At 41.6% G+C, this 20,512-nt stretch carries 26 protein-coding genes; 11 read left to right on the forward strand and 15 right to left on the reverse strand.

Going from position 1 to position 20,512, the window contains the following annotated elements; all coding sequences use genetic code 11:
- Positions 1 to 78: 78 nt before the first annotated feature.
- The 15 genes from ureG to mnmG form a co-directional block, all read right to left on the reverse strand.
- Positions 79 to 714, reverse strand: a complete 636-nt coding sequence (ureG, locus tag B0185_RS09020; RefSeq protein WP_005664465.1) for an urease accessory protein UreG — start codon at positions 712 to 714, stop codon at positions 79 to 81.
- An 82-nt stretch (positions 715 to 796) separates the two neighbouring features.
- On the reverse strand, positions 797 to 1,504 hold the full coding sequence (locus tag B0185_RS09025; protein ID WP_005706587.1) for an urease accessory protein UreF: 708 nt from the start codon (positions 1,502 to 1,504) through the stop codon (positions 797 to 799).
- Positions 1,489 to 2,046, reverse strand: coding sequence for an urease accessory protein UreE (ureE, locus tag B0185_RS09030; RefSeq protein ID WP_005706583.1), 558 nt, complete (start codon positions 2,044 to 2,046; stop codon positions 1,489 to 1,491). The genes B0185_RS09025 and ureE overlap by 16 nt, the downstream gene beginning before the upstream one ends.
- Positions 2,047 to 2,174: 128 nt before the next feature.
- Entirely contained in the window at positions 2,175 to 2,795 is a 621-nt protein-coding gene (locus tag B0185_RS09035) for a glutathione S-transferase (protein WP_005706605.1), read from the reverse strand.
- A gap of 37 nt (positions 2,796 to 2,832) precedes the next feature.
- Positions 2,833 to 4,551 carry an urease subunit alpha gene (gene ureC, locus B0185_RS09040; protein ID WP_005706620.1) on the reverse strand — a complete coding sequence of 573 codons (1,719 nt, stop codon included), beginning with the start codon at positions 4,549 to 4,551 and terminating at the stop codon, positions 2,833 to 2,835.
- An 11-nt stretch (positions 4,552 to 4,562) separates the two neighbouring features.
- Positions 4,563 to 4,868, reverse strand: coding sequence for an urease subunit beta (ureB, locus tag B0185_RS09045; RefSeq protein WP_005706617.1), 306 nt, complete (start codon positions 4,866 to 4,868; stop codon positions 4,563 to 4,565).
- Positions 4,869 to 4,944: 76 nt separating this feature from the next.
- On the reverse strand, positions 4,945 to 5,247 hold the full coding sequence (gene ureA, locus B0185_RS09050) for an urease subunit gamma (RefSeq protein WP_005706596.1): 303 nt from the start codon (positions 5,245 to 5,247) through the stop codon (positions 4,945 to 4,947).
- 67 nt (positions 5,248 to 5,314) lie between these two features.
- Positions 5,315 to 6,220, reverse strand: a complete 906-nt coding sequence (locus B0185_RS09055; protein ID WP_005706591.1) for an urea transporter — start codon at positions 6,218 to 6,220, stop codon at positions 5,315 to 5,317.
- A gap of 79 nt (positions 6,221 to 6,299) precedes the next feature.
- Positions 6,300 to 6,923, reverse strand: a complete 624-nt coding sequence (locus B0185_RS09060; protein WP_005706588.1) for an energy-coupling factor ABC transporter ATP-binding protein — start codon at positions 6,921 to 6,923, stop codon at positions 6,300 to 6,302.
- Positions 6,924 to 6,930: 7 nt separating this feature from the next.
- Positions 6,931 to 7,530 (reverse strand): energy-coupling factor transporter transmembrane component T family protein, encoded by a 600-nt coding sequence (locus B0185_RS09065; protein WP_005706611.1) that lies wholly within the window; start codon positions 7,528 to 7,530, stop codon positions 6,931 to 6,933.
- Positions 7,523 to 8,128 carry a cobalt transporter CbiM gene (gene cbiM, locus B0185_RS09070; protein ID WP_005706590.1) on the reverse strand — a complete coding sequence of 202 codons (606 nt, stop codon included), beginning with the start codon at positions 8,126 to 8,128 and terminating at the stop codon, positions 7,523 to 7,525. Before cbiM ends, B0185_RS09065 begins: the two co-directional genes overlap by 8 nt.
- Positions 8,128 to 8,592, reverse strand: a complete 465-nt coding sequence (locus B0185_RS09075) for a carboxypeptidase regulatory-like domain-containing protein (protein ID WP_005706606.1) — start codon at positions 8,590 to 8,592, stop codon at positions 8,128 to 8,130. The genes cbiM and B0185_RS09075 overlap by 1 nt, the downstream gene beginning before the upstream one ends.
- A 13-nt stretch (positions 8,593 to 8,605) precedes the next feature.
- A complete protein-coding gene (locus B0185_RS09080; protein WP_005706604.1) occupies positions 8,606 to 9,310 on the reverse strand; it encodes a DUF4198 domain-containing protein in 705 nt (234 codons plus the stop codon).
- A 53-nt stretch (positions 9,311 to 9,363) separates the two neighbouring features.
- The gene (gene rsmG / locus B0185_RS09085; RefSeq protein ID WP_005706602.1) at positions 9,364 to 10,017 is read right to left on the reverse strand and encodes a 16S rRNA (guanine(527)-N(7))-methyltransferase RsmG; all 654 of its coding nucleotides are present in this window, start codon (positions 10,015 to 10,017) and stop codon (positions 9,364 to 9,366) included.
- A gap of 71 nt (positions 10,018 to 10,088) precedes the next feature.
- Positions 10,089 to 11,981, reverse strand: coding sequence for a tRNA uridine-5-carboxymethylaminomethyl(34) synthesis enzyme MnmG (gene mnmG, locus B0185_RS09090; RefSeq protein WP_005706595.1), 1,893 nt, complete (start codon positions 11,979 to 11,981; stop codon positions 10,089 to 10,091).
- A gap of 441 nt (positions 11,982 to 12,422) precedes the next feature.
- Here mnmG and B0185_RS09095 point away from each other — a divergent pair, with 441 nt between their 5' ends.
- From B0185_RS09095 to atpB, 11 genes are all read left to right on the forward strand, one after another.
- Positions 12,423 to 12,896 (forward strand): YchJ family protein, encoded by a 474-nt coding sequence (locus B0185_RS09095; RefSeq protein ID WP_005706600.1) that lies wholly within the window; start codon positions 12,423 to 12,425, stop codon positions 12,894 to 12,896.
- 86 nt (positions 12,897 to 12,982) lie between these two features.
- A complete protein-coding gene (locus B0185_RS09100) occupies positions 12,983 to 13,765 on the forward strand; it encodes an amino acid ABC transporter substrate-binding protein (protein ID WP_005706603.1) in 783 nt (260 codons plus the stop codon).
- 187 nt (positions 13,766 to 13,952) lie between these two features.
- The gene (locus tag B0185_RS09105) at positions 13,953 to 15,062 is read left to right on the forward strand and encodes a transglutaminase-like domain-containing protein (RefSeq protein ID WP_005706597.1); all 1,110 of its coding nucleotides are present in this window, start codon (positions 13,953 to 13,955) and stop codon (positions 15,060 to 15,062) included.
- Positions 15,034 to 15,396, forward strand: a complete 363-nt coding sequence (locus B0185_RS09110) for a mercuric transporter MerT family protein (protein WP_005706593.1) — start codon at positions 15,034 to 15,036, stop codon at positions 15,394 to 15,396. Before B0185_RS09105 ends, B0185_RS09110 begins: the two co-directional genes overlap by 29 nt.
- Positions 15,397 to 15,696 (forward strand): heavy-metal-associated domain-containing protein, encoded by a 300-nt coding sequence (locus tag B0185_RS09115; protein WP_005706627.1) that lies wholly within the window; start codon positions 15,397 to 15,399, stop codon positions 15,694 to 15,696.
- A gap of 163 nt (positions 15,697 to 15,859) precedes the next feature.
- Entirely contained in the window at positions 15,860 to 16,978 is a 1,119-nt protein-coding gene (gene fic / locus B0185_RS09120; protein WP_005706585.1) for a protein adenylyltransferase Fic, read from the forward strand.
- 140 nt (positions 16,979 to 17,118) lie between these two features.
- Entirely contained in the window at positions 17,119 to 17,835 is a 717-nt protein-coding gene (locus tag B0185_RS09125; protein ID WP_005706625.1) for an amino acid ABC transporter permease, read from the forward strand.
- Between the two features lie 9 nt (positions 17,836 to 17,844).
- Positions 17,845 to 18,594: an amino acid ABC transporter ATP-binding protein gene (locus B0185_RS09130; protein ID WP_005706615.1), complete on the forward strand. Its 750-nt coding sequence runs from the start codon at positions 17,845 to 17,847 to the stop codon at positions 18,592 to 18,594.
- A gap of 108 nt (positions 18,595 to 18,702) precedes the next feature.
- A complete protein-coding gene (locus B0185_RS09135) occupies positions 18,703 to 18,990 on the forward strand; it encodes a YfcZ/YiiS family protein (RefSeq protein WP_005706598.1) in 288 nt (95 codons plus the stop codon).
- Between the two features lie 271 nt (positions 18,991 to 19,261).
- Positions 19,262 to 19,642, forward strand: coding sequence for an ATP synthase subunit I (locus B0185_RS09140; protein WP_005706610.1), 381 nt, complete (start codon positions 19,262 to 19,264; stop codon positions 19,640 to 19,642).
- Positions 19,643 to 19,669: 27 nt separating this feature from the next.
- Entirely contained in the window at positions 19,670 to 20,467 is a 798-nt protein-coding gene (gene atpB / locus B0185_RS09145; RefSeq protein ID WP_005706614.1) for a F0F1 ATP synthase subunit A, read from the forward strand.
- The last annotated feature ends 45 nt before the right edge of the window (positions 20,468 to 20,512 follow it).

A 20,512-nucleotide genomic window follows, 5' to 3' on the forward strand; every position in this document is an offset into this window, starting at 1 on the left:
CGGTTGAGATACAAGGGGCTAATTATATTAGCCCCGATATTTCACCAATAATTGGGCAAATGTAATTTGCCCCTACGATTAACGAACCAAAGATGCTGGCTCTTCCACATTCTTCAACAACGCATATTTTTCGATCCAACCAATCACACCATCTAAATTTTCTTTCTTCATTAAGTTGGTAAAAATAAACGGCTGACCGTTACGCATACGGCGAGCATCGCGTTCCATCACGCTTAAATCTGCCCCTACAAACGGAGCAAGATCGGTTTTATTAATGACTAACAAATCTGAACGAGTGATACCTGGTCCACCTTTACGAGGGATTTTTTCCCCTTGAGCCACGTCAATCACGAAAATGGTCACATCCGCCAAATCTGGACTGAAAGTCGCCGAGAGATTATCGCCGCCCGATTCGATGAACACAATTTCCACGTCTGGGAAACGTGCAACCATTTCATCTACCGCTTCCAAGTTCATTGACGCATCTTCACGAATTGCCGTATGTGGGCAGCCGCCTGTTTCCACGCCCATAATTCGCTCAGGCGGAAGTAGGCTATTTTTAGTTAAAAATTCTGCATCTTCTTGGGTGTAAATATCGTTGGTAATCACTGCCACGCTATATTTACTCGCTATTTCGCGAGTGAGTTTTTCAATTAACGCCGTTTTACCCGCGCCAACAGGGCCAGCCACGCCGATTTTAATGTAGTTACGCATAATATTCCTTTTGTTGATTATCGTAGAGGCTCATTCTTATCACCTCTGCGATATGTAAAAATTTAATAAAAAATGACCGCTCTTATGACATATAAAGTCGCGTATAAAGCACTTCATGCTGCATAGAACGGATGTCATTTGCGAGAGTTGCTGCACCAAGCCAATCTAAATCTGGCTCTAAACTTAATTCCACTGCTTGCACGAGTGATCCTCGCAGGTCGAATAGAATATCTTGCCCATCCATTTGGCTGAGGGGAATTAGCTTCACGCCGTTAGTGATCGCACCAACTGCTGCATTGTAGTAGAACGCATAGAGCGTATCGGCTTTGGTTAAGCCCATGGCTTGAGCAACCATTGCAAACACTATTGGGAAATAGCCCTGTACTCGTTTTTCGACAATCGCTTGTTGGTAAGTCGTAAGCAGCGTATGTGTTTCGTAGCGAATAAAAATTTTCAGCAAGCGTACACCGAGTTTAAAACTCCCTTCGCGGCTTTCACGTGCCACTTTGGTGGCGGAAAGTTGCCAATCTAGTTCGCACAAGCGGTCGAAATTACCCTCGTTCATTGCATCGAAGGCAAGAGAAAGATACGCCCCGTCGTTGTAAATCCAGTTTTGTAAAAGCTGGGTTTGCACATACTCTTCGAGGGTCGTTTTGCTTTCCACCACACCTTGCTGAACGAAAGTTTCCAAGCCGTTGGAGTGATTAAATCCACCAATCGGCAAGGTGGGATCGACCAAGTGCAGCAACGCACCTAAATCCGTTAAAGAGCGGTTTAATGTTGATGCCAATTGCCGTCTCCGTGATGATGATAACCGTGATGATCGTGCGAATGGCTATGTGAATGCCCATGCCCTTGTGCAGAATTTGCTCGTAATGCTTGGCTTAAACGGCGTTCCACTTTTTGAGGATAAAATCCTGCGGCTTGTAACCATTCAAACATAGGCTTATCGTAAGGTAATGTTACTTCATCGCCATCTAAAAACAGAGGCGAATGTTTATTACCGATCTCATAACAAGCTCGAGCCATTTCAGGCAAGGTTTTTGGCGACAGCACAATCACTTCGCTTGGCAAGATTTCGATCACAATCGCCAACTCATCACTGATAAACACCACATCATCGTGTTTTAAACGTTGTCCTTCTTTGAGTAGGCGAAAGGCGACTTCTCGCCCCATATTCGTCGTTTTACGCAAAATATTCCGTTCGCTTTCATACCACTGCAATGCCACACGTTCAATAGTTTGATGTGTAATTTTGCCTTCATCTTGAAGGCTAGTTAAATCGCCTAAAATGGTATCCATAATAGGCAGAATGGGGTTGAGGATTTTCATTTTTGTATTACTTATTTTCTTCGCTAATTAAGGCTGCCAAATCTCCCCTTCCNNGGAAGGGGAGATTTGGCAGAAGAAAAAACGGAGAGATTAGGTTATTTAGACCAATTTCGTAACGCAAAAAATGGTTACAAAGTCGGCGTCGTCTCGCTTAAAACCTCATATTTTTCATTCATCTCTGCCGCCCAAGCGGTTAAATTTGGAAATTCTTTTGCAAGATCTAATCCAATTTTTTCTGCTCTAAACAAGAACCAATCAATGACTGCAACTGCCGTTAACGTTCCAATGTTTAATTCCATGCCAAACGGTTTCAAGTCTTGCTCAAGTCTTACAAAACTTTGACGATTACGTTCAGTTAGTTGTTGATGGCGAGCTGCCCACCATTCACTTTCAGGGCGAAGCATTTTTTCAGCCATCATCGGCACGGTATTTTCCATAATGCCATCGGCTAAATTATGCAACGCTAACGCTGCCCAGCGTGGCTTGCCACTTTCTGGAATGAGTTTAGGCTCTACCTTGCCTTTTTGATCAAGATATTCACAAATCAGCAAACTGCCATAAAGCCAATTACCACAATTACGTTCTAACGCTGGCACTCGACCTAGTGGATTTGCCTGATTATGCGGAGAGCTTGCATCAAATGATGAACCGATTTTAATCAGTTCTATTTTGTCTAAGAGTTGTTGATATTTCAACGTTACCAGCACTTTACGTACATACGGGCTGGTGGTGGAGTACCAAAGTTTCATTGTAAATTCTCCTTAAAATTTGACCGCTCTTTTCTGCTTAGAACATAAAATATCGTTGTCCTAATGGCACGGTATCCACAGGTTCGCAGGTAATGAGTTCGCCATCTACACGCACTTCATAGCGTTCTGGATCCACTGTAATTTCAGGTGTTGCATTGTTGTGAACGAGATCTTTTTTACCCACGCTGCGGCAGCCTTTCACCGCAATGGTTTCTTTGTGCAAGCCAAATTTAGCACGAATATCTGCTTTTTCAGCGGCTTGTGAAACAAAGAATACCGCGGTTTGTGCTGTCGCTAAGCCTTGTGCACCGTACATCGGACGGTAGAATACAGGTTGCGGTGTTGGAATAGAGGCATTTGGATCGCCCATTTTCGCGTAGCTAATAAAGCCTTTTTTAATTACGACTTCAGGTTTTACCCCAAAGAACATCGGTTTCCATAACACGATATCTGCAATTTTACCCACTTCTAATGAACCGATATGATCCGCAATACCGTGTGCAATTGCTGGGTTGATGGTGTATTTCGCAATATAGCGTTTAATGCGGAAGTTATCGTTTCCTTCATTGCCTAACTCGCCACGTTGCATTTTCATTTTATCAGCGGTTTGCCAAGTACGAATAACAACTTCGCCAATACGTCCCATCGCTTGAGAGTCTGAACTCATAATCGAGAAGACGCCCATATCATGCAAAATATCTTCTGCTGCAATAGTTTCAGGACGGATACGGCTATCGGCAAATGCCACATCTTCCGGCACGCGTTTATCTAAGTGATGGCAAACCATCAACATATCCAAATGTTCATCAATGGTGTTTTTCGTAAACGGACGAGTCGGGTTGGTTGAAGCTGGCAATACGTTTGGATACATCGCCGCTTTAATGATGTCAGGCGCATGACCGCCACCAGCACCTTCAGTATGGAAGGTATGAATTACACGTCCATCAATCGATTTCATCGTATCTTCTAAGAAGCCACTTTCGTTCAGCGTATCGGTGTGGATTGCCACTTGAATATCCATTTCATCAGCCACTTTTAATGCTGAATCAATTACTGCTGGCGTTGCGCCCCAGTCTTCGTGGATTTTTAAGCCTAATGCGCCCGCTTCAATTTGTTCACGTAGCGGATCTAGGGTTGAACAGTTGCCTTTACCAAAAAATCCGACGTTTACAGGCAATGCTTCTGCCGCTTGGAACATACGCTCCATATACCACGCACCCGGTGTACAAGTAGTCGCGTGTGTACCATCAGCAGGGCCTGTTCCGCCACCAATTAGCGTGGTAACCCCACTTTCAATCGCATGCTGTGCTTGTTGAGGACAAATAAAGTGAATGTGCGTATCGATACCGCCAGCGGTTGCAATTAAATGTGCACCGTTATGTACTTCTGTGCTAGCACCGATAATCATATTTGGCGTGACATTATCCATCGTATCTGGGTTACCAGCTTGACCGATGCCCACAATGCGACCATCACGAATACCAATATCGGCTTTGATAATGCCTAATTTGGCATCAATAATCATCACGTTAGTGATCACAAAATCCAATACATTTGGATTATCGCGAGTTGCGGTGCCGCTTTGTGCCATGCCATCACGTACACTTTTACCGCCACCAAATTTACACTCATCGCCTTTGGTTAATAAATCTTGTTCAATGGTTGCCCATAAATTGGTATCGCCTAAACGGACTTTATCGCCAACGGTTGGGCCATAAGTTGCTACATATTGTGCTCTTGAAATTGTTAATGTCATCTTGCCCTACTTTATAATTTGCCATCAATTTGATTATGGAAGCCGTAAATAATTTGGTTACCACCAAAAGCCACTAACTCAACGGTTTTGGCTTCGCCCGGTTCAAAACGCACTGCATTGCCAGATGGCACATTCAAACGCATACCGCGTGCCAAAGTGCGGTCAAATTTAAGGGCATTATTGGTTTCAAAAAAATGGTAGTGAGAACCCACCTGAATGGGTCTATCACCCGAGTTGGTTACTTCAATTATCACTGTTTTTCTGCCGACATTAGCAATAATATCGCCTTCGGCTAATTGGTATTCGCCTGGGATCATATCTTTGTTCCTTGTAGGGAGGGCTTTAGCCCACCATTGATATTTTTATTTTGGTGGGCTAAAGCCCACCCTACGGTTATCTGATTGGATTATGCACGGTAACAAGTTTTGTGCCATCTGGGAAAGTTGCTTCAATTTGTACTTCGTGCACCATTTCAGCAACGCCTTCCATCACATCTTCAACGGTAAGCAATGTTGCACCATATTGCATGACTTCCGCCACAGACATCCCATCACGAGCAGCTTCTTGCAAGTGGCTCGCAATGTAAGCGATGGATTCTGGATAGTTTAATTTTAGTCCGCGCGCTTTGCGTTTTGCCGCCAATTCGCCCGCAAGAAAAAGCATCAGCTTTTCTTGTTCTCTGGAAGTTAAGTGCATAATTAATTCCTTCTATTGTGATTTGCAAAAAGTTGTGAAAATTATACCGCTTGTACGGTTGTTTGTGTTAAGGGTTAAGCCATTTCAACCATTTTTCTTTATTGATATCAACCTTTTCAACCTTCGATTTCATCCATAAAATCAGCCAACTGGCGAGGATAAAACCGATGGTGTAAGGTGCGATGCCAAGGACAGAAAAGCCGAATTGGATTAACACCGCAAGCAAAGTGCCAACTAAGATATAAAAAAAGTGGCACAACCGTTCGCCCGCAAAGGCACAGGCAACCAAAATTGGTGAAAAGCCGTATAAGCCGTTGGCAAGATTATTGTGTCCGACCGCCAATAAATGATGAGCAAATGCTGTTCCCAATACTGCGGCTGCCATACCGTACATAGCCGCCATGGGGGAGCTAATCGCGATTGCCACGAACAGCAACCCCCCCGTAATTACGCTTGAGCCGAAATTGACTTCCGCCCATGCGTAGAGTGGGCTTTGAATGGCATTAAAAGTATCAGTGTAATCGGATAACTCAGGCGTAGTTTGTTCCAAACCAAAGAGTTGAAATTTGGCAGTGAGAAAACAAAGTAACCAGCAAGTTAGCACGAATGGGAAGGTGAACGCCACTTTTCGGCGTTGTAAAAAAGTGCGCATTATCAACGTGGCGACAACGGAAGCCAGAATACCCCACAGCCACAACAGAGGGCTATCTGCACTCTCTTCTCCGAAGGTGAACATCACGCACATAAAGGCGAGTGAGCTATTAAAGCCGAATAACCCTTGTTGAATTTGTCTGATCGGGTATTTTAATGCTCGTGCGGTCAGCGTGCCGACCAACGAGCCGAGAAAACACGCCACGCCGAGCGTCCAATGGCTAAAAAACATTGCGACCGTAATCACGAGCCCCGTTAATCCGTTTTCCTGCAGAAAGATCTGCCCAATACCTGTGAATGTTTCTTTAATGGGTGTTTGCATAACGTCCTCGTTTTTGTTGTTTTAAGAATTCTTCACATACTTTTTTCTTTCCTTCCGTTTGCAGAGGGAAGAAATGCGATCATAAACAAATCACCTCGTCCGCCAACGCCTCACTAAACGCCAAATCGTGGCTAGCAATCAGCATAGGTAGCTCCAACGCTTGCAATAAAGCGGTCAGTTTTGCTTTGTTTTTTGCATCTAGCCCATTGGTGGGTTCGTCTAACAGCAACATTTTCGGTTGCATAGCTAGCACGCCTGCCAAGGCGGTAAAATTTTTCTCTCCGCCTGAAAGTAAGTTCACGGGGCGATCTTTTAAGTGAGTAATGCCCAATTTTTCCAACTGTTCGAGTGCGATCTGATAGGATTCCGCCTTGCTTTTGCCTTGATTCAAACAGCCGAATGCCACGTCGTCTAACACGGTTGGACCGAATAACTGATCGTCCGCTTGCTGGAAACAAATCCCCACCGTGTTTCCTCGCAACGGCATAAAATCCGCTTCTTGGCGGCAGCTTTTACCAAACCAGTTGATCTCGCCCGAATGTAGAGGCACAAAGCCAAGCAAGGCGAGCAATAGCGTTGATTTCCCGCTGCCGATTTCGCCTTGCAGCACGAACTTTTGGCATTCACCAATCGCAAAAGTTAAGTCAGAAATCACTGCTTGTTGGTTGCGGTAAAGGGTTAAGTGATTGACGTTGAGTACCATTTTTTTATTAAAGTTTAAATCCCCTTGCTTTCATCGCTATTTCCGCTTTTTCAGCTTTGAGCATTGAGTGAATCAGCAATAGAGCGACCCGTTGGGCATAGACTTTCATCGTAAACAGGTTAAATTTTGGATGAAACCCGCGGGCTTTCATTGCCATATCCATTTTTTGATTGAGCTCCGCCAGCAGAGAAATATAACGCACGCTTAAAATAAACAGATGAATCAGCTTTGTCGGTAGTGGCAGTTTAGCGATCGCTTGCACTAAAAGAGTGTCAGTAACGTGGTGCAAAAACAGCCAAACCGACAACACAATCAGGTTCATTCGAAGTGTAATCAGTGTGGCAAGTTCGATGCCGTGTACGTTCCACATTATGTCCTGCTCACCAATTTTCCAGCTTAATGTTGCCCATAGTAGCACAGAAAACAAATTGAACTTCAGCCAGCGTTTCAGCAAATGTTTCGGCTGATGGCTATGCAAAAAGCAGACTACAAACAGCGCGCAAGCGGTTAAAATTGCCAGTAGTTTTACCGATGTCAGGCTACTAACAATGATGCCGAACAAGCAAGCGTAAGCCAAGCGGTAATGAGGCTCTAACCATTTATTCACAACGCAACGCCTCGGGCATCATTTTAGCAAGCGTCAATAGCACACCTACGCTAATCAAACTATCGACCAAAAACACGGGCAAGTGAGAAACGATAAGTAGCCCAATGAGATCGGCATACTGCTTGCCACCGTCCATCGCCAGTACCAGAGAGGCAATCAGAGCTGAACCACCAACACCCAGCACACCCGCCAAAATACCTGTGGAAATTAACCGCTTACGAGTAAGTTCTCTTAGTAGCGGTCGGCTCAAATAATGCACTACCAACGCAGGCAACGCCATAATGCAGAGGTTCACGCCTAACACGGAGAAACCGCCGAAGGAGAAGAGCAAAGCTTGCAACACCAAAGCAATCAAAAAGGCTGGAAACACCGCCCAACCGAGGAAAATGCCTGCCACGCCATTTAAAATCAAGTGCACACTACCGATGCCTACGGGAATATGGATAGTACTTGCCACAAAAAAAGCTGCGGCAAAGAGTGCAGTGAGGGACAAACGGTCGGATTGCAGCCGTTTTAAGCCAAGTGTAATGCCCGTCACCGCTACGGCAGCCCCAACAATCAAGGTTTGACTGTGCAATACGCCTTCAGATAAATGCATTATTGCCCCTTCCTTGTTTTCAGCAGAGCAACCGTCCCGAAAATACCGAGAATATAACCAATACCACCGAAAATATCTCGCCAGTAGATCTTATCTCGAAGCTGAGAGATCTCTTCTCGCAATAGTTGAATTTCTTGGCTAGAAACCGCTTGAGCCTGTATTTTCGTTACCTGCGTTTCCGCCCGATGCCCTTCCATCCCCTCAATAATCACACTGAATGTACCCTCTTGATTAAACGGCAAATTGAACCGTCCTTCACGGTCGGTTTTACCATAAACCACAGGATCAGTTTCACCCTGTTTCACCGCCTCCACATAAGTATCCACTGCAGGAGTCTGGTCGGAATAATATGCCTTACCCGAAATCGCCATGCCATCATATTGGGCAGTAATGTGCAACGCATGGGCAAAAGTATTAGCAGAAAAAAATAGAAAAATGACCGCTTGTAAGAGTTTGTTTATCATCGACTTTATAGAATTATGGTACATCAAAGGTCAGCATATATTCATAAGAACGGTCAGAATAATCAGGATTGCCAGCCACTTTTTCCTCAAATTCCGCCCACACTTTATTAAAGCCTTGGGTTGGGGTAAATTGGGCTATTCCTTGTGCATTTGAAAGATTAAAGGACTGATCTTCCCCTAATCCTACTTTAATGCCTTGAACAGGTTTACCTTGTTTTAAAACCAAAATATCAAGAACTTTACCTGCCTCAGGTTTAGAAAGTGGAACAAGCTCGTAGGCCATATGATGATATTTCATCGCATCATCATCCCATTTCACAATCGATTTACTTAATTTAATCGGGTTAATCGAAAACTCCGCATTAGGCACTTCTCGCTTCGTTTTCTCAACATATTTGCCACTAGGCAATTTAGACCAAATCCCATTGTTAAATAAGGTGTAATAAATTTTAGCTCCTTTATCACCAACAACTGCTTCCCCTTTATCGCCTTGTTTCGCATTAAATTCAAACGTAGTGTCCTGAACTTGCCCTTGTTCATCAATATATCTCACTCGTTTTAATTTTGCTTGAGGATAAAACTCAGTTTGTTCGTGTCCAAATTTGACAACATAACGTTGAATTCCGCCCGTATTTGATTCGGGTTCTAACCAGACATTATGAGCCGAAGCCACACCAGAGAAAAGTAAAGTTGCGATAAGCGTAGATGTCAATTTCATTGATAAAAATCCTCCTAGTGACAGACATTGATGGGAATTATTACTTAGTTTTTTTAATTTTTAAAATTAGATATTTTAATCATTTTCAAATATCTATTTTTTGCCAACACCACCAAATGGCGTTCACCAACTAACTCTGGCACTTGAAGTTTAATTATATCTAGTTGTTTTACTGGTTGGTTGATTTCAGCAACCTCTTCAGGCTGATATTGTCCTTTTAAGGCGTAAAAACGACCGCTTGCGTTTGGTAGGTGGTAACACCAATTAACCATATCATTCAGGCTAGCAAATGCACGGCTTAATACACCATCAAATTGCTTCTCTTGATACTCTTCGACACGACTTAGCACGGACGTTACGTTAGTCAATTTCAACTCTCGAACCGCATTTTTGATAAAAGTAATACGTTTGCCTAGGCTATCCAGCAGTGTGAATTGTTTATCAGGATTGATGATTGCCAGCGGAATTCCTGGCAAGCCAGGCCCTGTACCAACATCAATAAATTGATTACCTTCAAGATGCTGGCTAACCACAAGGCTATCCATAATATGCTTGACTAACATCTCTTCAGGATCACGCACAGAGGTAAGGTTATATGCTTTATTCCATTTATCTAAAAGTTTAACAAAATCAATCAGTTGCTGTTTTTGTTGTTTGCTAATTTCAATCTTCGCTTGGCTCAGCAAGCGGTCTAATTTTTGGTTCATTTTGCTTTCTATTATCTTAACATCATAGATAAAGGGCGGGGATAAACCCCGCCCCTACATTAAAATTACACTTACAACTCACCGCGTTTAAGCATACCTTGTTTTTTCAAGTTCACTAGCAAGATTGAAATGGCAGCTGGGGTAATGCCTGAAATGCGACTTGCTTGACCAATCGTCACAGGGCGATGTTGCATTAATTTCGCTCGTACTTCGTTCGATAAACTTTCTACTTTGTCGTAATCAAATTCCGCTGGGATCGCAGTATTTTCGTGGCGTTTATGACGTTCGATCTCTTGATATTGATGTTCAATGTAGCCTTGATATTTGATCGAAATTTCAACTTGTTCTGCTGCCTCTTTATCTTCAATAGCAGGTGCAAATGGGGCAATTTGGGTTAAACGCCCATAGCTCATTTCTGGACGACGAATTAAATCTTCGCCGCTTGCTTCACGCGTTAATGGGCTGTTAAGCATTGAATTTAGCTCATCTAAATTCGCCATTTGCACGTGTGCCCATGTCTGTTTTAAACGACTATGCTCTTTCTCAATGTTTTCCATTTTATCATTAAAACGAGCCCAACGAGCTTCATCAATCAAGCCTAAATCATGTGCTATTGGCGTTAAACGCATATCGGCATTATCTTCACGCAATAATAAACGATATTCAGCACGAGAGGTAAACACACGGTATGGCTCTTTGGTGCCAAGCGTACAGAGATCATCCACCAATACGCCTGTGTAAGCTAAATCACGCGTTGGATACCAAGCCTCTTTACCTTGCACTTGAAGTGCAGCATTAATACCAGCTAATAAACCTTGTGCAGCGGCTTCTTCGTAACCTGTAGTGCCGTTGATTTGCCCAGCAAAGAATAAGCCTTCCACTGCTTTGGTTTCAAGCGTTGGTTTAAGATCGCGTGGGTCAAAATAATCGTATTCAATCGCATAACCAGGTTTGATGATCCGCACATTCTCTAAGCCTTTCATTGAGTGCACGATCCCCATTTGTACGTCGAATGGTAAGCTGGTTGAGATCCCATTAGGGTAAACTTCAATCGTGCTTAAACCTTCAGGTTCGAGGTAGATTTGGTGACTATTACGATCACTAAAACGCATCACTTTATCTTCAATAGATGGACAATAACGAGGACCAACGCCTTCAATAATTCCCGTATACATCGGGCTACGATCCAAACTGTTACGGATTAAATCGTGCGTTTGTTCGTTGGTATGCGTGATATAACAAGGAATTTGGCGAGGGTGTAAATCAACGCTTCCCATAAACGACATGACAGGCAATTGTGCATCACCATGCTGTTTTGCTAAGACATCAAAATTAATGGTACGAGCATCTAAACGCGGTGGCGTTCCTGTTTTTAAGCGATCAACACGTAAGTTTAGATCACGTAAACGCTGTGCTAAAGTAGTTGCAGCAGGATCGCCTGCTCGACCGCCTTCGTAGTTATCCAAACCGATGTGGATCTTACCCGCTAAAAAAGTGCCTGCAGTTAAAATGACGCTACGAGCTTTAAAGGTTAATCCCATTTTGGTTACTGCACCGCAAGCACGGTTATTTTCGATTAAAATATCAACGACTTCTTGTTGGAAAATATCTAAATTTGGCTGATTTTCAAGTGTGGTTCGGATGGCTTGGCGGTAAAGCACACGGTCTGCTTGTGCACGGGTTGCACGCACCGCTGGGCCTTTTGAGCTATTTAAGGTACGGAATTGGATCCCGGCTTTATCAGTTGCCAATGCTATAATCCCGCCCATGGCATCGATCTCCTTGACCAAATGCCCTTTACCAATCCCACCAATCGCAGGGTTACACGACATCTGCCCTAAGGTATCTACATTATGCGTTAAAAGTAAGGTTTTTAGCCCCATCCGAGCGGGCGCAAGGGCAGCTTCGGTACCCGCATGACCGCCACCAACCACGATCACATCATAAATTTCATTGTAAATCATATCTAACCTATTTTTATTTTATCTGTATTAAGGATGATCATTTTACCTTAAAATCAAATGATCAGGAAAAGCATTTTTCGAACACAACTGAGATCTTTTAAGTGCTAATATTATAAAAGATCTTTATATAAAGAGATCTTTACTATTATAATTATTAGCAGAGCTCATATTTGCGGATAAACCTATTTTTTCACGTTAGATCAATAAGTTAAAGACGATCAAAACCGTTTAAGATCGTCTTTTTAAAGAAAGAATATGTTGTGGATAATTATAGTGGTTATCCACAAGGAAAATTTCATTAAAAGTTACTTAAATAAAGATCTCACCTTATTCCGGATTTAATCACAAAGTTATCCACAATAGGGTTGTCACGCTTTTAATGTTTATTTGCTGATTTTTTATCTTATTACGCATCATCATATTTAGATAACGGGTTAATTTATGATAAATCGAACTTCTCTTTGCCCTTGCCAATCAGGCAAACCTTATTTTGATTGCTGCCAGCCTTTCCATTTACATCAAACTGTTCCTGATACAGCGGAAAAACTGATGCGTTCCCGTTATACGGCTTATACGCAGGTCAATATTCCTTATATTGTGGAAACTACCGTACCTGCTCAACAGGCATTGTTAGATCAGACATCAATGCAACTATGGGGCGAGGAAACAGATTGGGCAGGCTTGGAAATCATTACACATCAACCATTTGTATCGAAAATACATAGTTGGGTTGAGTTTAAAGCCTTCTTTAATATTGAAAATGGCATTGATGCACATCACGAGCGTTCGCTTTTTGTCTTGATTGGTGGACGTTGGTATTTTGTTGATCCGACTGTGCCCTTACCAACGCAAAAACAGCCTTGCGTATGCTGCTCGGGCAAAAAATTTAAGCATTGTTGTGGGGCTTGGCTATAACTTATTCCTTTTAGTTATTTGCAAGCGGTCTAATTTGCCCGTACATTCGCACAAAAGTTATTTTGTTTAAAACTAAGGATTTTATTATGTTAAAAAAATTATCTGTTATCGCATTAACCACCTTAGCATTAGCCACTTCGACTGTCGCATCTGCAAAAGATAGCTTATTAGATCGTATTAACCAAAAAGGTACGATTACCGTGGGTACAGAAGGGACTTATGCTCCTTTTACCTACCACGATGAAAGCGGCAAATTAACAGGTTATGATGTGGAAGTGACCCGTGCGGTAGCTGACAAATTAGGCGTGAAAGTTGAATTTAAAGAAACTAACTGGGATTCAATGCTAGCAGGTTTAAAAGCCGGTCGTTTTGACTTAGTGGCAAACCAAGTGGCATTGACAACCCCAGAACGCCAAGCAATTTTTGATAAATCTGAGGCTTATAACTGGTCTGGTGCTGTTTTAGCTGCACCGAAAACAGAAACACGTATTCAAAAAATTGAAGATGTAAAAGGTTTACGTGCAGCACAATCCCTTACTTCAAATTATGGCGAATTAGCACGTAAATATGAAGCAGTACTTGTTCCAGTAGATGGCTTAGCACAAAGTATTAAAGTGATTGAAACCAAACGTGCAGATTTCACTTTTAACGATTCATTGGCTATCTTAGATTACATCAAGAAAAACCCAAAATCAGATTTAAAAATCTTCTGGGAATCAGATGATAAAGTCGGGGCAGGTTTAGTAGTTGATAAAGGAAATGACGAGGCGTTAAGCAAAATTAGCAAAGCGATTGTTGAACTTCGTAACGAAGGTAAATTAAAAGCGTTAGGTGAACAATTCTTTGGGCGTGATGTGAGCGTGAAATAATTGTACTTAGCATAGAAAAACAAGCGGTCTGAATCAGTAAAACTTTTGCAAAATCAGACCGCTTGTGGTTTATTTTTTATCAAACCCCTTTCTTTCTTCTACGGTTCTCGCTATGCTAATAGCTCGCTCTTTGCAGCGAACCTCACGCTAAAATATAGCAAGTTATGTTTATTTTAAGGGTATTACAATGAAGAAAATGCTTCTCGCCTCTCTAATGGCAACAGGTTTTGCCTACGCAAACCAACCTCAAACGTTTACTAATCCAAACACTACACTTCATACTTACGAATTCACCAACACTTACGATCTTGTTGTGCCGAAAGGGGCGTCTGGACAAACTAATTTATGGGTGCCATTGCCGTTTGACAGCGATTATCAAAACGTAAAATCAATTGAGTTTGAAGGGAATTACAACAAAGCGTTTATTACTGAAAATAACCAATACGGTGCGAAAACACTTTATGCAAACTGGAATGACAAAGCCGAAAAACGCTTGTTAAAAGTGAAAATGGTGGTGCAAACCCAAGATCGTGAATATGGTAAAACAGGGGCGTTAAGCCAGTATCAAATGCCTGAAAAAATTGAATATAGTATTGATGTTCAGCCATATTTAAAAGCGACCGATCACATTAAAATTGACGGGATTGTGAAAGAAACAGCTGATAAAATCGTCGGAAATGAAACCAATCCGCTTAAAAAAGCGGAGTTAATTCACCAATGGATCGTCAAAAATATGGAACGCGATAATAGCGTGCTAGGCTGTGGCGATGGTGATGTGGAAAAAATTCTGACCACAGGCGTGTTAAAAGGCAAATGCACCGACATTAATTCTGTCTTTGTAGCATTGGCTCGAGCGGTAAATATTCCTGCACGTGAAATTTTCGGAATTCGCTTAGGTGCTGCACCGAAAATGTCTGCTTATTCCGCAACCGCATTCGGGAGTGCTAAAGATGGCGTAGCGAACGTAAATGGTGGACAACATTGCCGAGCAGAATTTTATCTTGCAGGCTTTGGCTGGGTGCCAGTCGATTCGGCGGACGTGGCAAAAATGCGTCTAGCAGAGAAAAAATCGGTGGAGGATAAAGAGACACAAGCAGTTGCTAATTATCTATTTGGTAACTGGGAAGCAAACTGGGTTGGCTTTAACCACGCACGCGATTTCGCTTTATACCCAACGCCAGAACTCACTCCGCTTAACAACTTTGGCTATCCGTATGCAGAAGTGGGCGGTGAGCCGTTAAATTCATTTGATGCCAAAGAGTTTGGTTATGAATTTATCTCTAAAGAAATCAAATAATCGTTTTATTGCAACTTGTGTCACTGCGGTCGTCGCTGCGGTGACTTCAAGCCTTTGCTGCATTGCACCGCTGATTTATTTGCTGTTTGGCGTTTCCTCCACGTGGCTTATCGAATTAAATCAATTTGATTTTTTACGCATCCCAATGTTGGTGCTTTCGCTTGCGGCATTTAGTTACGGCTTCTGGCTCTTGGTTTTCTCTAAAAAAATCATCTGCACCCGATATTTATCACGCCGAACCTTAACAGTGCTTTATTGGCTGGCGTTTGCCGTTATCCTTTTCTTTTTATTTTATCCAACATTTTTACCTTGGATTTTGGAACAGGTGGAATAAATGAAATCTCTACTTTTGGCTGTAAGCCTTGCATTCGCGACTATTTCTGCAAACCAATCAATAGCGACTGAAACCACGCAAACCCAATCGCAACGCGAGGTGATGTTAAGTGTGCCTGAAATGAACTGCCAACTTTGTATTTATTTGGTAAATCGTGAATTACGCTCCATTGATGGTGTGATTTCAACCAAAGCCAATATGAAAGAACGCAACGTAAAAGTGGTTGCAAAACCTGAAGTGAGCAATGAACAACTTATTCAAGCGATTGAAAAGTTGCATTACACTGCTAAAGTGATGTGATATGGAAAAGGCAAGCGGTCTGAATCTGCAAAACTTTTGTAAAATCAGACTGCTCATTTTTTGTATATGTTTAAAAATCGGATAATTTTAAATATATTTTGTTGATATGTTTATCGGATAAACATATACTCGAAATATGTTTAAAAAATTGAGGTTTTTAAAGATGAATAATTGGAATCCTAAACTTGCTTACAATCAACTTCCCGATCTCCCTCCTGTTGATGAGTTGGAAACCAAAGAAATTTTAAAGCAAGCCATTAACGCTAGAGCCGCATTAGCTGAACTCAAACAGGCTGCGGAGCTTATTCCTAATCAATCGATGTTAATCAATACCTTACCGATTATGGAAGCTCGAGCCAGTAGTGAAATTGAGAATATTGTTACTACGACAGATAAACTTTTTCAATCATTGCAACTTGATAGTGAGGAACAAGACTCAGCAACGAAAGAAGTACTGCAATATCGTACAGCTCTGTTTTCTGGATTTAATAGCTTAAAAGAACGTCCGCTTTGCACACAAACAGCGGTACTGGTTTGTAGTGAGATTAAAAACCGAGCAATGGATGTCCGAAAAGTGGCAGGAACAGCATTGCGTAATGGTTCAAATGGGGAGGTAATTTATACGCCACCTGAAGGTGAACAGCTTATTCGTGATAAATTAGCTAATTGGGAAAAATTTATCCATTACAATGAAGATTTAGATCCTCTGATTATTTTAGCTGTCGCCCATTATCAGTTTGAAGCAATTCATCCCTTTACTGATGGAAACGGACGTACTGGACGCGTATTAAATAGCTTGTTGATGATTGAAAAGGAACTGTTACATTTACCTATTTTATATTTGAGTCGTTACATTATTGAGCATAAAGCGGATTATTACCGTTTGTTACTAGAGGTAACTGCCAATCAGAACTGGCAAGATTGGGTTATTTATATCTTAAAAGGGATTGAAAATACCGCAAAATGGACGCTAAATAAAATCGAAGCGATTAAGGCGCTGGCTGTTGAAACTCGGCGATATATTCAGCAATCTTTGCCTCATCTTTATAGTTTGGAATTGATTGAGTTATTATTTGAACAGCCTTACACCCGCATAGCAAATTTAGAGCAAGCGGGCATTGCTAAACGACAAACTGCCTCCAAATACTTAAAAGAGCTTTGTGATGTAGGAGTTTTGAGTGAGCAAATTGTTGGGAGAGATAAATTATTTATTCATCCTAAATTGATGGAGTTATTACGGGGCGAGAATAACGAATTTATGCCTTATCCATCATTAAGCTAAATAAATAAGCGGTCGAATTTGTAAAATAAATTGCAAATTCGACCGCTTGTTTTTCTATATTGTAACAATTCGTTAATCTCCCCTTGCAACCCAGTCAATTTTCCTTACAATCGGGAAAAACAATTTTTTAAGGATTTTCTGTGTTAGAAACGTTATTACTTCAAATCCCGTTTATGGATGAAGGGCGGGTCAAATTGGTAATTGATGCTTTTTGGCCGATGGTGGAAGCGGCGGTGTTGGTCTCTATTCCGTTGGCGATTGCCTCTTTTATTATTGGGATGATTTTAGCAGTGGGCGTGGCGTTAATTCGTGTAACGCCTGTGAATGGGGTGTTGCATCGCATCGCGTTGGCGATTGTGAAGGTGTATATTTCGATTATTCGTGGTACGCCAATGTTGGTGCAAATTTCGGTAGTGTTCTATGGCTTGCCGGCGATTGGGGTATTTATTGACCCAATTCCCGCGGCGATTATCGGCTTCTCGCTCAATATAGGGGCGTATGCGTCGGAAACGGTGCGTGCGGCGATTTCTTCTGTGCCGAAAGGGCAGTGGGAGGCAGGCTATACGATTGGGATGACCTATATGCAAACCTTCCGTCGTATAATTGCTCCGCAAGCGGTTCGTGTGGCAGTTCCGCCGTTGAGTAATACTTTCATCGGCTTATTTAAAGATACTTCGCTGGCTTCGGTAGTAACCGTAACGGAGATGTTCCGCGTGGCTCAACAAATGGCAAATATGTCGTATGATTTCTTGCCCGTTTATATTGAAGCGGGTGTGATTTATTGGTGCTTCTGTTGGGTGCTGTTTCTCATTCAAGCAAAATTAGAAACCCGTTTTAACCGTTTTGTTGCAAAATAAGGAAAAATGATGATCGAGATTAAGAATATCCATAAAACATTTGGCAACAATACGATTTTGCGTGGTATTGACCTGAATATTCAAAAAGGGCAAGTGGTCGTGATTTTAGGGCCTTCAGGTTCGGGCAAGACGACGTTTTTGCGTTGTCTGAATGCACTAGAAATGCCTGAGCAAGGTACAATTAAATTTGAAAATGAGCAACCGCTAGCGGTTGATTTTGGGGTGAATCCTACAAAAAAAGCCATTTTAGCATTGCGACGTAAATCGGGCATGGTGTTCCAAAATTACAATCTTTTCCCGCATAAAACGGCAATTGAGAATGTGATGGAAGGTCCTGTATTTGTGCAAGGAAAGTCAGTTGCACAAGCTAAACAAGAAGCAATGGCGTTGTTGGCGAAAGTGGGGTTAGCGGATAAAGCAGAGCTCTACCCTTACCAACTTTCAGGCGGGCAGCAACAACGTGTTGGGATTGCCCGTGCGTTGGCAATTCAGCCCGAACTGATGCTATTTGATGAGCCTACTTCGGCACTTGACCCCGAACTTGTACAAGATGTGTTGAACACAATGAAAGAGTTGGCGAATGAAGGCTGGACGATGGTAGTGGTCACGCATGAGATCAAGTTTGCCTTAGACGTTGCTGATGTGGTTGTGGTGATGGATGGCGGGGAGATTGTGGAACAGGGGTCGCCGAAAGCGTTATTTGAAAATCCGCAACACGAACGCACTAAACGGTTCTTGCATCAAATTCGGGATCATTAATCTTTTAGATTAGTCTTTTGCGTTAGATCATAGAATTTTTAATCTGCGTTTGACCCTCTAACTAATTAGTATTAAAGTTATATCCACTTTTTTAAAAAGGGATATGTTATGAAAAACGAAAAACCAATTGAATGCACAGGTTGCAACACTTTTGATGTCGGTTCTATTTTAGATAATAGCGAAGTGACGGCTCAAGTTGAGCGTGTTTATGGCTCTGAAGCGGAAGCTCAAGAAGCATTAGCACGTTTAAATGCAAAAGCGAAAGAGGTTGATGAAGGCTATCAAGTAGAAAGTCAAATCAATGCGGTAGAAGGTGGTTTCAAACTTGATGCGAACTTTACCTTTAGCTGTCAAGCCGAAGTGGTCATTTTCCAATTAGGCACACGTGCAATTTAATTTTTAGATAAAGCGAGAATTTATTTCTCGCTTTTTCATCTTTTATTTTTCTGTTTCAAATAAGTTAATCTTTTACAAAAAATCAAAAAAAGTAATTACTTGTAATTCTTTTAAAACATAAAAAAATTAAAAAAGGAACTTTTTAACTAAATTTTAACAAAACGCAATTTTCTTCCCCTTTTTTAGTATGATTTTTGTTGAAACTCAACAATGGTAGCGTATAATTCGGGAGATTTTTCTGAATGAACAAACAAAATAAAAAGGAACGCCAATGTCGGCTGTGATCAATCGAGCCAAACAGCGTTATATCAAAGCGATAAAATGGGAAGCTGTAATTATTTTTTTTAGTTTCTTTGCTGTGATTGCGGTGCAATCCGAGCTTAATTTTTCGTTTTTAGCGGGGGCAATTTCAAGTTTTTTACCGCATTGCGTGTTTGTTTACTGGATTTTCTTTAAATCAGCAAAAGTTCAACAAAAAATGACCGCTTTCTACTGGGGCGAGGGAATGAAATGGTTGATAACAATTGTGTTAATTATCTTGAGTTTTATATTACTTCCTGCGTTAAAAGTGCTGTTTTTCTTTGCTGGTTATTTTGTGGCATTACTGTTAAATATCGTGTTACCCGTAGTGCTCGAACGGCATACAACCTAGTTTTTATATTTTTATCAAGGATAAATTATGGCTGGAAATACCGCTGAATATATTGGTCACCACCTTACGTTTGCAACCACAGGTGAAGGCTTTTGGAATGTGCATTTAGATACGTTATTTTTCTCTATCGTATCCGCTCTGATTTTCTTATTTGTATTTCGCAAAGTGGCAAAAAGTGCAACGACTGGCGTGCCAAGTAAGTTGCAATGTTTTGTGGAAATGGTGGTCGAATGGGTGGATGGTTTAGTAAAAGATAACCTTCACGCATCACACCATATTCGTCATAAAGTGGCTGCATTAGCATTAACTATTTTCTGTTGGGTTTTTGTGATGAATGCCATCGACTTAGTTCCTGTTGATTTTCTTCCTCAATTTGCTGGATTGTTCGGTGTTCACTATTTACGTGCGGTACCAACGGCAGATATTAGTGCAACACTGGGTATGTCAATTTGTGTGTTTGCCTTAATTCTCTTCTATACAGTGAAATCAAAAGGTTTTAGTGGTTTAGTAAAAGAATATACGTTTCACCCTTTTAATCACTGGGCATTTATTCCTGTCAACTTCATTCTTGAAAGCGTAACATTATTAGCAAAACCGATTTCATTAGCGTTCCGTCTATTCGGTAATATGTATGCAGGTGAGTTAATCTTCATCTTAATTGCAGTAATGTATATGGCGGACAATTTTGCATTGCAAGCATTGGGTATTCCATTGCATTTAGTTTGGGCAATTTTCCATATTTTGGTTATTACACTCCAAGCCTTTATCTTTATGATGCTAACGATTGTTTACTTGAGTATCGCTTATAACAAAGCGGATCATTAAACGAACCCATAAGCGGTGGAATTTTAGTGAAATTTTGCAAAAATT

This window comes from Haemophilus parahaemolyticus (assembly GCF_002015035.1).
In the GTDB taxonomy this organism is placed as follows: Bacteria; Pseudomonadota; Gammaproteobacteria; order Enterobacterales; family Pasteurellaceae; genus Haemophilus_A; species Haemophilus_A parahaemolyticus.